At 37.6% G+C, this 13,462-nt stretch carries 9 protein-coding genes and 1 pseudogene; 4 read left to right on the forward strand and 6 right to left on the reverse strand.

The genetic code is table 11. The annotated features are described in order from the left end of the window. Positions 1–450 precede the first annotated feature (450 nt). Positions 451–1,385, forward strand: a pseudogene (locus tag V4B17_RS01425) (phage tail protein). An 864-nt stretch (positions 1,386–2,249) separates the two neighbouring features. Here V4B17_RS01425 and V4B17_RS01430 read toward each other — a convergent pair. From V4B17_RS01430 to V4B17_RS01450, 5 genes are all read right to left on the reverse strand, one after another. Beyond that, positions 2,250–3,044 (reverse strand): heme ABC transporter ATP-binding protein, encoded by a 795-nt coding sequence (locus V4B17_RS01430; RefSeq protein WP_455479741.1) that lies wholly within the window; start codon positions 3,042–3,044, stop codon positions 2,250–2,252. Next, positions 3,041–4,138: a FecCD family ABC transporter permease gene (locus tag V4B17_RS01435; protein ID WP_455479742.1), complete on the reverse strand. Its 1,098-nt coding sequence runs from the start codon at positions 4,136–4,138 to the stop codon at positions 3,041–3,043. Before V4B17_RS01435 ends, V4B17_RS01430 begins: the two co-directional genes overlap by 4 nt. 5 nt (positions 4,139–4,143) lie before the next feature. Next, entirely contained in the window at positions 4,144–5,046 is a 903-nt protein-coding gene (locus V4B17_RS01440; protein WP_455479743.1) for a heme/hemin ABC transporter substrate-binding protein, read from the reverse strand. 16 nt (positions 5,047–5,062) lie between these two features. After that, on the reverse strand, positions 5,063–6,106 hold the full coding sequence (locus tag V4B17_RS01445; RefSeq protein WP_455479744.1) for a hemin-degrading factor: 1,044 nt from the start codon (positions 6,104–6,106) through the stop codon (positions 5,063–5,065). A 269-nt stretch (positions 6,107–6,375) separates the two neighbouring features. Beyond that, positions 6,376–8,553 carry a TonB-dependent hemoglobin/transferrin/lactoferrin family receptor gene (locus V4B17_RS01450; RefSeq protein WP_455479745.1) on the reverse strand — a complete coding sequence of 726 codons (2,178 nt, stop codon included), beginning with the start codon at positions 8,551–8,553 and terminating at the stop codon, positions 6,376–6,378. Positions 8,554–8,809: 256 nt separating this feature from the next. Here V4B17_RS01450 and V4B17_RS01455 point away from each other — a divergent pair, with 256 nt between their 5' ends. Then, positions 8,810–9,586 carry an energy transducer TonB family protein gene (locus tag V4B17_RS01455; RefSeq protein WP_455480155.1) on the forward strand — a complete coding sequence of 259 codons (777 nt, stop codon included), beginning with the start codon at positions 8,810–8,812 and terminating at the stop codon, positions 9,584–9,586. A 121-nt stretch (positions 9,587–9,707) separates the two neighbouring features. Here V4B17_RS01455 and V4B17_RS01460 read toward each other — a convergent pair whose 3' ends face one another. Further along, positions 9,708–11,816, reverse strand: a complete 2,109-nt coding sequence (locus tag V4B17_RS01460; protein ID WP_455479746.1) for a lytic transglycosylase domain-containing protein — start codon at positions 11,814–11,816, stop codon at positions 9,708–9,710. Positions 11,817–12,068: 252 nt separating this feature from the next. Here V4B17_RS01460 and dapA point away from each other — a divergent pair, with 252 nt between their 5' ends. Further along, complete coding sequence (gene dapA, locus V4B17_RS01465) at positions 12,069–12,953, forward strand: 4-hydroxy-tetrahydrodipicolinate synthase (RefSeq protein ID WP_455479747.1); 885 nt, start codon at positions 12,069–12,071, stop codon at positions 12,951–12,953. A 9-nt stretch (positions 12,954–12,962) separates the two neighbouring features. Next, positions 12,963–13,439, forward strand: coding sequence for an SsrA-binding protein SmpB (gene smpB / locus V4B17_RS01470; RefSeq protein ID WP_455479748.1), 477 nt, complete (start codon positions 12,963–12,965; stop codon positions 13,437–13,439). The last annotated feature ends 23 nt before the right edge of the window (positions 13,440–13,462 follow it).

Genomic DNA, 13,462 nt, shown 5'->3' on the forward strand with positions numbered 1-13,462 from the left:
ATAGCATAAATGAGACAATTTTAAGATATTGAAAGAGCTATAAAATTTAACATTAAAATTTCGCCTATTTTAGCAGATTTTTATGAATCTGGTAAGTTGTTGCGTTCAGCAACGATTATATGAAATCCACAGCAAGGGATTTTATGAGTGATATTTATAGATTTTGTAATAAGGTAGAAAATTTAAAAACATAATCGCATGGCTACAGCAGAACAATAGTTATAACGTCTGATGAGGCAATTGCATGGCAGATGGATGTATTTGTACTGCTGTTGTAAAAGTTACGGTGTATTTAGTTTATTTAATTGGACAGAGTCAAAGAAAAATAAATAATTAAAAACGGATAGTGCAGCAGTATATGAATTATTAAATGAGTGGTGAAGGGACGGTTATGCTCTAGCGCACAGAAGAGAAATTTTTAGAAGAGTTGTAAAATAATGGGGGATTATGATGTCTAATATTTATGATTTGTCACTAAAGGCTGATGAAAATGTTAATTCAGATAGTGGCGGGTTCTATTAATTCAAGTTTTATGGTGAATGTGGAAGATAAAACAACATTTATCACGTTGAAAACAGCTTCAACTATAGAGAAATACAAAAATGATAATATTATACGTTTTAAGTCTCGTGCTGCGAATGCTGGTACGACAACAATAATTCTTACATAACATAGGGGAGAAGCCACTCTAGAAAGCAACCAGTATGGGTGTTGTACCATTAAAAGGCGAAGAGCTACAAACAGATGGTATTTATGAAGTGGTATATAATGCTGATGTTTCAATGGAAGATTGTGATGGCTGGTATCTCTTAAATCCAACACCTCTTCTACCACCAAAGGTAGAAATTTTTCTTTGCGAGTTTATTGCGACCTTTGCTATGCAAGAAATTCCAAGCGGTTGGTTTTTATGTGATGGAGCTACTTATAAGCGCAAAGATTATCCACAATTATTCAAAGCAACAGGAGATAGGTATGGAAAAGACAATGATAAAACCTTTAAAATTCTCGATCTTAGAGGGGGTGTTGTTACGTGGTTTTGATAACGGTTGTGGTTTAGATCAGGATAGACAGTTTGCAGATGAGCAATAAGATATCATTAAATCGCATACGCATACTTGTACCATGGAGGAATCTGGTGAGCATACGCACAATTTTCAGTATTATGAAGTTGGTATGGAATGCTAGTGACATTGGTAAAAGAAACCCCTTTTATCACTATGAATCCATTACAGTGACAACAGAATTGGCTGGTGCACATGCACAATATGATTCCTACTGAAATAGGTGGGAGAGAAACACGGCCTGTTGATACAACAGTTGTTTATGTCATAAAATCTAAGGACCATAGAGTGATAAATAATCTAGAACCCTTCATGCTTTTTTAATGCGGAGCAAATCCGCTCTTTTTTACGTAAGTAGTGAAGAGATCATGAGCAATAAACTAAGATAACTAAAAATGATAAAAAACACTTTGCAAATGAATAAAAATAAATTTACAATATTTTCAAAATTTAAAATACAAATTATAAAAAAATGTGAGTTATAATACTTTTATTTATACTTACGAAATAACAGATAAACATTATTATTATATTTTTTCCCATATAGCATAACTGTCTTTGCATTGTGGTTGTTCATAAGAGCATTGTTTTGTCCGTGTTCAAAAGGATTTCGTTCAGGCATCAATTTTTCTTACGATTTGTCAATAAATGATTTTTTCATAATAACAAGAAAAAAAGTAAGAAAACACGAATGTATTTGTTTCTTTTAACTCAAAATAGGGGCGATAAATTATGGAGATAAATTAATACCTTTTCTATTTAAAAAAAAACAGATAAAGTACGCGATTTTATGAGAAAAAATAATACTATTAAATGAGAAAAAAGTATGAAGCCTCTATTAAATATTTCAGCAAAACAACAATAATAACATATCTAACTTTACACCGCCTACCATTATAGAGGTATTCACTTGAACTTTTTATATCATTTTCAGAAAGGAGAAGTATGGTAGAAGGAGAGAAGCAATTTCTCTGTGTATTATGAAAATAAGCTGTAACAGCACAACTAAATTCTAAATACTTTTTGCGGAAAGGGAGCACGGATAACTTCCAAAAATAACATGCCACGATACAGGAAAGAGTCCATTAAAACAAAAGGATTCCTCAACGCATCTACATATTTCATTTTTATTATGCACTTTAACATTTTGATTTAAGCAAACAGATTTTCGGAAAACAATACGCTATTTTAAAGGCTAGATGCTGTATGAGGCAGTATAAATGGAGCATCTGTTTTAGGTAATGCTGAAACAATTAAAGCACAGTGATAAACATCACGTAGATTTTGTGTTGTCAAAACGGTAGAAACGCTCCCTTCGCAATAAATTGTTCCTTGTCTTAGCAATATTATTTTATCTGCATAATGTGAGGCAAGATTAAGATCATGGAGAACAGTCAGAACGCCACCACCACAACGGGCAAAATTTTTAGCAATATCCATTACAACAAGCTGATGTTGAATATCAAGGTTAGCAATAGGTTCATCTAATATCATCCAACGAGAAATTCCATGATACACTGGCTCCCATATTTGGCAAAGGACACGAGCAAGTTGCACCCTGGCTTGTTCTCCTCCTGATAACTGGTGGTAGTATCGATCAGCGTAGTCAGCAAGACCAACCCGCTCTAAAGCTTTTTGGATAAGGTTTTGCAATTCGGTTTTAGAAATAGTAAATTTGTTTATAGAGAGACCAAGTGCGACTATTTCATGAACTAAAAAGGGAAATGTTACCATTGTTGATTGCGGTAGCACTGCGCGCATCTCTGCCATTTTACAGTTTTTTGTCTGGTTAATGTCATAACCATTTATGGTCATTTTTCCACTGTAAAAAAGCTCTCCACTCAGCGCTTTAATGAAAGTACTTTTTCCAGATCCATTAGGACCGATAATGACGGTGAGAGCGCCACTTTTAGCTTGAAAGCTAATATTACTAAGAATCTTTTTTTTTCCGCGTTGAACGCCAATATTGATTGCTTCAATCATGAAAAATTTGTTCCTCTTTTGCATATGAGGATCCACAAAAAAAATGGTGCACCAAAAAGTGCTGTGACGATTCCAATCGGCAATTCTGCAGGGGCAACAATTAAACGTGCAAAGGTGTCAGCAAAAATAAGCAATGCTGCTCCTAAGAGAGCAGAACACGGAATCAGATAATAGTGATTGGAACCAATCAGTTGACGCAAAATATGTGGAACAACAATACCAATAAAACCAATGCCACCACTAACAGCAACTGCGCTACCACACATAAGAGCAACAAGAAAAATAGTAATATTTTTAATCCATTGAATCTGAAAACCAACATGGCCAGCCACGGATTCTCCAAGAGCAAGAGCATTAAGTGCCCGCGATAAAAGAGGGGAAAAAAGAAGACCAATGCAGATAAAAGGAAGAATAAGTAAAACTTTCAACCACGTGGCAGCTGCAAGAGAACCAAGATTCCAAAAAGTAATATCGCGGAGTTGTTGGTCATTTGCGATAAAAATGAGTGTTCCCACAACAGCACTGCTTAAAGCACCAAGAGCAATACCTGCAAGAAGCATTGTTGCAATAGAGGTAAAATTATGGTGTGTTGCTATTGTATAAAGAAACATTGTTGAGAGAAGACTACCCAAAAAGGCACCTATGATTACTTTGTAAGGTTCTAGAAAAGGTGCTAATGAAGAAGGAAAGGCAATATCGACAACAATTGCTAAGACTGCTCCAAGTCCAGCACCTGCTGATACACCTACAATTCCAGGATCTGCAAGAGGGTTGCGAAAAAGCCCCTGCATGAGAACACCAGAGATAGCTAAAGATGATCCAACCAATAATCCCAATATAATACGAGGAAGCCTAATATCGATAAGTATAAGGTAATCGCGTGTCCTACTGCTCACCGAAAAATCTTGCGTAAGCATTACGTGAAAGAAATCAAAAAAAGAAATATTTGAAGCACCATTCAAAAGTCCACTAAAAATACTGAATATAAGAAATATGACAAGACTTAATAATACAATCCTTCTCAAATTTGCATGATTTGCTTTTTTATTCTTTTTTGTTTCAGGTTCATACACTATGGATGCATTATTTCCCATGTTTATCAGCTCTTACCATTTTGGTTTGCACCATAAAATGTATTAATAAGTTCCCTCGATGCAGCTGCAGTGCGTGGACCAAATCCTAAAAGATACATGGCATCCATCTGTTTAATGGCATGATTTTTCGCCGCATTCGTTGCTTGAATCGCCGGCATAGCTAAAATCTTTTCAAGGCTGGAGGATTTCCCACCATGTCTCACAAGCAAAATAAAATCAGGGTTTGATTTTAACAACGCCTCACTATTTAGGAGCTTATACCCTTTGTAATCTGTGATGGCATTGATACCACCTGAAAGTTTTATCATACCATCGGCAGCTGTACCCGTCCCAGATGCCATAATGCGTCCATTTTGTACGGATAAAACAAAAAGGATGCGCTTAGGTTTTATTACTTTTGCCAAAAGTGCATCATTATCCACAAAGTCACGGCTTAGTTTTTTAATTAATGCGGCTGCTTGCGCCTCACGATGAATGGCTTTTCCAACGATGCGAATTTTCTCTATAACACTTTCTCGGGAGTAGTTTTCTGGCACAATCACTATAGGGATTGATGTTTTTTTAAGAATGTCAATTGTTGAAGGAGGGCCGCTTCCTTCAACAAGCAATATGCCTTCTGGAGCAAGCGATAAAACACCTTCAGGCGAAAGAGCACGCATATAGCCAAGAACAGGAAGTTTGAGTGCTTCTTGCGGATAAATGCTCGTACTATCGCGTGCGACAAGTTTATCTTGAGCTCCTAGTGCATAAACGATTTCCGTAAGAGATCCGCCAATAGAAACGATCCGTGCATTTTCAGAAAAGCGCGTTGTAGGTTCAGCGATTACTGGTTGAGAAAAGTAGGGAAGAGAAAGAAGTATAAAAATGAGAAAAAGGTTTAATAGTTTACGCAAAAAAAGTATAATCATGTCCTGCTTTACCTTTCTAAGCTACTACTGCTTTTTGACATAAAGGAAGACCGCTTAATAATGAGCGCCAATCTTCACGTTCTTCTTGACCTTCCTTTCGCACACCAAAGAATTGAATAATCATCTCACCACCTTTGTCGAAGGCTTCAAGTGAACTGACACAACCATCATTGGTAGGCTTGCGAACATACCATACACTGTCAATGCCAGAAATAAGCAAATGCATGTCAAACTTGTGATCAAGAATATTAATCCACGGCCCCACCTGCTTAATATTTTTTATTTTTCCATTGAAAATTTGAATACACCCTCTGTTACCAACAAAGCACATAATAGGAATTTCTCGCTCTGCAACTTGGTGAAGCATTATTTTGACAGCTCCTACCCCTAATTCATCAGCGAATTCATCACCAGCGTATTTCACAGCATCACATCGATTAATTTTAAATTCAGAAATAATTTTATGCAGCTGATGTACATCAGTCATATTTCGCCAACAGTTTCGGAATTGCTCAACATTAAACTCCATCGTATCACTTTGAACCGGAAAGGGAACAGGAAGGATATCAAGAAGAGATGACTGGTCTTCATGAAGCAATTTTTCAACAAGTTTATTCCATTCTTCCATATTTGTCTTGTCATTAGAATAGAGCTTGAAGATAGCAACACCATATCGATCAAAAAATTGCAAACTTTTTGTAGACTTTCCAAGGACAATTACATCATACTCAAAACCAAATTTCCATTGTTTTGAAAAAATACGCAAATCAATTTCACCAAGCGTGATAGAGGTATGTTGACTTTGGATAATTTTTTCAAAACATCCTGTTATCTCATGAACGGCATATTCATTACGCGTCAATGCCATAACCTCTCCAAGCTGAGGAGCAACCCCCAAAAAAGTAGCAACATCAGTTTGTAATCTCTTTGCTTTTCCTACTGTACAGTAAGCAGCAACAAGTTCTGCTTCAGATATACCAATAGAGGCTGCAAAATCACGATTCCGCACCTTTTTTTTTTCTTCACGCAAGCGAATAATCATCTCTGCTGGATATGACATGGACTTTCCTTGTGTTACTTTAAAGGATTAACTTTTAAAATTTTACAACCCGAAGGCAATAGATTGAACCATTCTTGACGAATAGCTCAATCCATCATAAACAAACCCCCTTGCTATCAACAGCAGAACAACAAAAAATCGATAAATCAGAAATAATTAAGGCTTTCCTTTTAAGTCTCTGCAATTTAAACAACAATGAGAATACGAATATAACAACATCCCCTTTTATCGATACAATTTCCCACCGGTTTAATAGTTAACAAGAATAACTAAAACTTTTGCACGAACGACACTTTAAAGTTACGGCCGGGCTGGCTGTAATAATCCTTTGGTGATGCACTCTTGCTAGAAGGAAGATCTGATATATCCCAATATTTTTCATTGAAAAGGTTATAAATACCAGCTCTTATAATTGGTCCTTTTTCACCAAACGGTTTCCACCAACCTAACACATCAACAGTGTTATACCCTGGAGTTTTTTGATTATCATCCTCTTCAGCAATTTTATCACGTTTGGCCGCTAAAGTAAGTACAACATCTGTCCCCCAAGTAGCTTTCGCATATCCCAATCCGATAATTGCTTTCAAAGGCAGAATTGAGTTAAGATTTTCATCTTTGTCAAGATCTTTCCCTTGTAAATAAGAAAGAGAAAGATTGCTATGGAATCCACTACAAAGGGCCAAATGCACTTTTGCTGTAGCGCCAGAAATACGCACGCGCGAACGATTTATATAGTGCTGACGCGCAAACATAAACTCTTCTGACGGACCTTTATCCATAGTATCTATAAAGTTCTTATACTGATTAGCAAAGACACTTAATGAACCACCAAAATTTGCACTTCCATACTGTATACCAACATCATATCCATTGCTTGTTTCTGGCTTAAGATCAGGGTTTCCTTTCACATAATAGAAGGGAAATTTGATGTAAGACAGGTAGAGTTCTGAAACACGTGGTGCGCGGAAAGCCTGTGCCCATTGAGCATAGAATGTTACTTGATCACGAACATCCCACTCCATGCGTAGTTTACGAGAAAAACGTGAACCACTTTTTTCAGAAGGGTATTTTTCAGAACCGAGCGCTTTTTCATAAGATGAAGTTTTCTGGGGAGTATATTGGTACCAATCATAACGAATCCCCGGCGTTATACGGAAACGATTATTAGCTAAACCAATCTCATCTTCAAAAACAACACCAAAACTGTAGCCATTCGTATCGGGTGAATCTGATCGATTAGCGGGTAAAAAACCACACGCACGTGCATTTTCCCTTAAATGACAACTGTCTTTACCGAGCATATAATGATGAAATTCGGAAAATAAAATGTTTGTAGCAAGCCTTAATGTATGGCTTCCCGAACCAATATCCACTGTTTTGAGAGCGTGAGTATTTAAACCATAATTGGTATCACGTACTAAATTATCTCTTAAGTAATCTCCTTTTGGCGCCCTAACACGAAATCCGTGCATAGTATGATTATTCGATTGTCTCTGCCAATAAATCTGCCCATGAAATGCATCAAAAAGCGTATCCCCATTGCCATTATAGTTATAAGAAAGAGACAAACGCTCACGGAGCTTATTGTCCCGATCATAAACAGAACCTGGGGCGTACCTAGCAGATGCATTCAATAAATGTGTATTTTTGCTATAGCCAAAACGTTCTGCTGTAAAATCAAATCGGTGGTTGTTATTCAAGTATTGATGAACTTTAAATAGCAGATTATTTCTGTCAAAGTTGGCTGGATTTTTACGTGTACGTTCTTCATAACCATCTACGGTTCCCATATTCTTACGCTCATGACCTTCCACATAAGATCCTTGGAAAAGCAAGAACGTTTTATGGTGACGTGCCGCAAAAGCCTGACTGACGCGCCAACTATTATCAACAGAATGATAACCACTTTTTATGAGGCTACCCCTGTTCTTTCCTTCGGTGATAATGTCTTCAGGATTAAGAGTGCGCAAAGCAACGACTCCTCCCAGGGCACCAGATCCATAAATACTAGAATCTGATCCTTGAATAATGTCGAATGTAGAAAGAGCATCAAAGTCAAACGTTGTGTTTCCGCTGTTTCCCCGTACTATATCCGAAATCCATGGAAGATTAATACCATCCATTGTTGTGAGAATACGCTGTGCATCCAAACCACGAAGCATGAAACTGTTATTGCTTGCGTTGTAAGTTATGGATGGATCAAGACGACCAATTTCATGGGCATCACTTATTTGCTTTTCGCTAATATCCTTAGCGGTTTTACGACTAGTCAGAATGGTTACTGAGCCCGATGTATCCTCTATTTTTTTTTCTTTAATAATGATTGGTTTAAGCTCAGTTACGGCACCTTTACTGCTGTTTTTCGCAAAAACAAACGAAGGTATACAGACTGATAATGCACCTAAAATCACACAACCTTTATGGATATTCTCTCGTCTTATTCGCATAATACATCATAACCTCTTTTAAATAACCCCTCCCTCGATTGAAATTTCACACATATAAAGAGCTCGACTAAAGAGCTCGACACACCAATTACAAACAGCCTACCAAGCAAAAGCGACTTTGGATTGAGAACAAAATCGTGGAGGAACCATATTAAACATGATAAAATCAGTCAAGAAAAAAGTTGCAATTTTAAAACAGCTTGTTTTAATGAGGCTTGACACCAACATTAAGTTTAGAATAGCAGTGGAAAAAACTATGATTTTTGCAAAGGCGAGCCGGTTATTGGTTCTTTGGATTAGTGGGTTCATTTGCGCTTTTTTTTTGCATATAGCACTGGGAGCGCAGTTTTATTTTTATAGTACTGGTGTAAGCAATAACATGCTCTCATCTATAATTACGTTAACTTTTGTACAAGAGCCTCTCTATCCAGATGCCGATGTAGATTTACTAGACATTGATACAGATTTATCGAATATTGGCGCAGAACTAGAAGGGTTTCAGCCTGATCTTTCCGAGCGGGAGTCAAAAATATTAGAAGCAGTGAATGAAATTCAACCAGAAGAGTTTCCGCACATTGTAAAAAAAGATGATTTTGCGATTCTCAAATCTTTGGAGAAAACGTTTCCTCAAAAAGTGGAGTATAAAGCGCTCGACAAAAAAACAATGCCAAAAGCTTTAGTAAAGCGGCCTATGGTAAAGCCAGTGCGTTCGTCTACGACCAGTCAGGGTGGTAATACAGCAGCACTTGAGGATGCGTTGTTAACAGAATGGTTATCAAGAGTACAGGCACAATTAGAAATGCAAAAAGAATATGTTATGAAACAGCGTATCAGTCGTGCAAAAGGAACTGTGAAGTTAGAATTTAGGGTGCATGAGCAGGGGAGTATTTTTTCCAGCCGTATTTTCGCCTCTGCTGGTAATCTAGAACTTGATCGGTTAGCTATGGCAGCACTTCAACGTGTGGGCTCTTTCCCGCCACCTCCTCTATCCAAAGTGAACAAAATTATTAGAGTGTCCCTGATATTTAGCTGATTTTTACGGATTTTTTTGTGAATTTTCATATGCTTTATGTCTATAACTGCTACGATATTATGGTTTACAAGTTGATAAATGAGAATGAGTAGCTTTGGAGCGAATAGAGATTGTATTATTTTTATTGGCCGGAAAGAAGAGCAGCCTTCATGTCTGTTTTTCCAGTCAATCTTGCTTTGTAAACCCCATAATTTTCCATAACACGCATCACATAATTACGTGTTTCTGTATAGGGAATCCGTTCAATCCAATCGATGATTTTATCAAGAGATTGTCTCCGAGGATCACCATAGCGTTTTATCCATTCATCGACACGACGGGATCCTGCATTATAACCAATAAGAGTTAATATATAAGATCCATTAAAACGTTCCAGTTGTTCGTTAAGAAAATAGGCTCCTAATGTAGCATTATAATTGGCATCACTGCTTAATTTTTTTGGTGACCACATGATTGAATATTTCTTGGCAAGTGTTTTTGCTGTTGTCGGCATTAATTGGAGTATGCCTTGTGCGCCTGCTTTTGATATAGCTGTTGGATTAAATTCACTTTCTTGTCGCGCAATGGCATAAACAAGTGCTTGTTCTACGGTAGCAATACGAATAGAGGATGGTATAGCACCTATAGGATGGGAGAGTGCACCAACATTTTTACCTCGAAAAACAGCAGTTTTTCCGATTTTGAGGCTGGTATAATAGTCGCCATTTTTTTCTGCCATTACAGCCAGAAGAGCTAATTCGCCTGGGCTTTCTATTTTTTGGCCGAGTTCTCTATAAAAAAATTTAGCGAAGTTAGTATAGCCAGCTGCTTCAAGACGTTGAATTGCTTGAATGGTTTTTCGTGCACCAAAACGTTGTCGTTCAGAGGTTGTTGGCTTTGGAAAAGAAATTTCGAGCTTTTTTTTGTTAAGACGTGCAGCTGCTAATTGACCATAATAAGTTGCACCAAAATGGGCCGCGTGGTGGAAATAATTCTGGGCATTTTTATGTTCACCCAGAGTTTCTGCCGCTCGTCCCATCCAATAGTATCCACGGGATGCAGAAAGAGGCGCAGAAGATAATTGAGGAATACGTGAAAAATGGTGCATTGCTAATTTAGGATCATGAAGAAATCGTAACGCATACCACCCTGCATGAAATTCAGCATCAACTGCCAATGAGGATGTCATACCAGTATGTGTAGCAACGAGTTGATAAGCAATTTTAGGTTTGTTTAAATCAAGCATTTCGCGAGAAAGAGCACGTTGCTCTTTCCACAATGCGTGTGGGTTCATAAGTTTTAATACATCTCTCGATGTTCTCATCATGAGTGTTGCAGCTGCATTATACTGCTCAGTTCGCCGAAGATAGCGCATTTGAGCAAATTGTAAGAGAGGATCTTTTTGCCATGATCGCTCCACAGCGCGTAATTTTTGCATGGCTTTAGGATCATTTTTCTCAACGGCAACAAAAGCATTAAAAAGAGATTGAGCGTGAGCTAATTTTGCAACGCGCTCAGCTGAATCGAAGCGGTGTGCATAAAGCATAAATTTCATGCGTTTCAGATGATCGATAGGTTTTAACGCAGCACTCGCATTTTTAAGAATAAGCTCTTCTTCTTTTGCATTAAGCTTTTCTTTATGCCACCACGGTGCAATGATTTGTCGGGCATGGGTAATTTGTCCAGTTACGATAAGTGCTTTAGCGAATATAGCCATACCTTGTGCTGTTAAGGGGGGATGATGAGAAAATTTTTGGAGGATCAAATGTGTGGAATTGGTTTCATTGATAAAAGCACGTTCAGCATTACGTTGCATAATGTCTATGCCTGGCCATCCCTTTAGCTCTTTGATTGCATTAAATATTTCAGAGCTTGGTATATTGGCTTGGCTTGATATACCTATCGCCCATGTTAAAATATGACGATCAAGGCTATTTTTTTCCAATGAATTACGAAGACTTATCGTTTTTGCAATATTGTTGTTTAAAAGCGCATCTAAACTCACTTTAAGTTGCCTGAGAGTAGAGCTATTATTAAGTGTATAGAAATTGTGAGGTGGCGTGTAAAGCTGTCCAAGAGGTTTTTGAGTTTCTTTTTTTATGACAAAAGGGGTAGGGCGAACCAAAGGGATTGGTGCTTTCCCATGCAAAAAGGGTGTTTGTGCGCATGCGTTTGAAAATAAAATTGTTGTTGCCAGTGTAGATGCAATAAAGGTTTGTAGAAAAAAGGGGGCAGAAGAAAATGCATGCATAGAGAAAAAACCTTGAGAATTTGCTTTTTGGAACCACTCAAGAATTTTTAGAATGGAAGCATGAAAAACCCGTTAATGCAGACTGATACTTTAAAAGAGAGGTCTGGAATTGAGAGAGATACGTGTTAAATCTTGAGAGAGCTATTGTGAAATTCGTCTTGCTTCAATGAAAAAGCAGGATTATGTTCTACCGTGAGTAATTTATAAAGGCCATTTTTAAAAAATCAAAAAGAACATCAGAGGGAGTTTATTATGCTCAAGGGAGCCATAACTGCACTTATCACACCATTTAATGATAAGGGCGCTATTGACGAGAAGGCATTTTGCAATTTTGTTGAGTGGCAGATTACACAGGGTATTAATGGTGTGAGCCCTGTTGGGACGACAGGTGAAACACCAACTTTAAGTCATGAAGAACATAAGAGAGTTGTAGAATTGTGTGTTGAGCAGGTTGCTAAGCGTGTTCCTGTTGTTGCTGGGGCAGGATCAAATAGCACAAGCGAAGCTGTAGAGCTTGCGCAACATGCACAAAAGGCAGGTGCAGATGCTGTTTTGGTTGTGACGCCCTATTATAATAGACCTAATCAATCTGGTTTATATATGCATTTTTCTTCCATTGCAAAGGCTATTTCTATACCCATTATAATTTATAATATTCCAGGTCGTTCTGTTATTGATATGGCTGTGGAAACGATGAGAGATCTTTGTCGGGATTTTAAAAATATCGTTGGTATCAAGGATGCGACGAGCAAAATTGGGCGTGTAAGTGAACAACGCGAAAAGTGTGGTAAGGATTTCATACAACTTTCCGGTGATGATTGTACAGCATTAGGCTTTAATGCACATGGAGGAGTTGGATGTATTTCTGTTTCCTCCAATGTTGCTCCAAAACTCTGTGCAAAGCTTCAAGCTGCTTGTTTGCGTGGTGATTATAGAACAGCACTAGAATTAAATGATCGCCTGATGCCTCTCAATCGTGCAGTATTTATTGAACCTAGTCCTGCAGGTATTAAATATGCTGCTGCAAAATTAGGGATTTGTAGTAGTGCTGTTCGTTCTCCGATTATTCCATTAACGGATAAAACAAAAAAGATTATTGATGCAGCTTTATCTCATGCGGGTCTGCTTAAAGAATAAAATGTAGCCATGAACAAAAAAAGGAACGCGCCAGTACGAAAAATAATTGCTGACAATCGTAAAGCCTATTTTAATTATGAAATTCTCGATAATCTTGAGGTTGGTCTGGTACTTCAAGGGGCGGAAGTGAAGTCTTTACGCTCTAATCACGCAAATATTGCTGAAAGTTATGCCAGCTTTGAAAATGGGGAATTATGGTTAGTGAATAGCTATATTCCTGAATATACGCAAGCTAACCGCTTTAATCATGAGCCACGACGTTTGCGTAAATTACTAATTTCAAAACGTGAAAGGGCACGGTTTTTTAATGCGACTTCTCGTGAAGGAATGACACTTGTCCCCCTTAAACTTTATTTCAATGAAAGAGGATGTGCCAAGTTGGAAATTGCACTAGCACGTGGAAAGAAACTTCATGATAAGCGTGAAGCTGAAAAGAAACGTGATTGGGGGCGTGAAAAAGCAAGGATTTTTAAAAAATATGGATGATAAAATTGGTTTCTATATCTTTT

Source organism: Bartonella sp. B23 (assembly GCF_053793815.1).

Excerpts from the sequence above, each read along its gene's own strand:
- V4B17_RS01440 (WP_455479743.1), bottom strand. The coding sequence starts at position 5,046 with ATGATTATACTTTTTTTGCGTAAACTATTAAACCTTTTTCTCATTTTT.
- V4B17_RS01435 (WP_455479742.1), bottom strand. The coding sequence starts at position 4,138 with ATGGGAAATAATGCATCCATAGTGTATGAACCTGAAACAAAAAAGAAT.
- smpB (WP_455479748.1), top strand. The coding sequence starts at position 12,963 with ATGAACAAAAAAAGGAACGCGCCAGTACGAAAAATAATTGCTGACAAT.
- V4B17_RS01445 (WP_455479744.1), bottom strand. The coding sequence starts at position 6,106 with ATGTCATATCCAGCAGAGATGATTATTCGCTTGCGTGAAGAAAAAAAA.
- dapA (WP_455479747.1), top strand. The coding sequence starts at position 12,069 with ATGCTCAAGGGAGCCATAACTGCACTTATCACACCATTTAATGATAAG.
- V4B17_RS01455 (WP_455480155.1), top strand. The coding sequence starts at position 8,810 with ATGATTTTTGCAAAGGCGAGCCGGTTATTGGTTCTTTGGATTAGTGGG.
- V4B17_RS01450 (WP_455479745.1), bottom strand. The coding sequence starts at position 8,553 with ATGCGAATAAGACGAGAGAATATCCATAAAGGTTGTGTGATTTTAGGT.
- V4B17_RS01430 (WP_455479741.1), bottom strand. The coding sequence starts at position 3,044 with ATGATTGAAGCAATCAATATTGGCGTTCAACGCGGAAAAAAAAAGATT.
- V4B17_RS01460 (WP_455479746.1), bottom strand. The coding sequence starts at position 11,816 with ATGCATGCATTTTCTTCTGCCCCCTTTTTTCTACAAACCTTTATTGCA.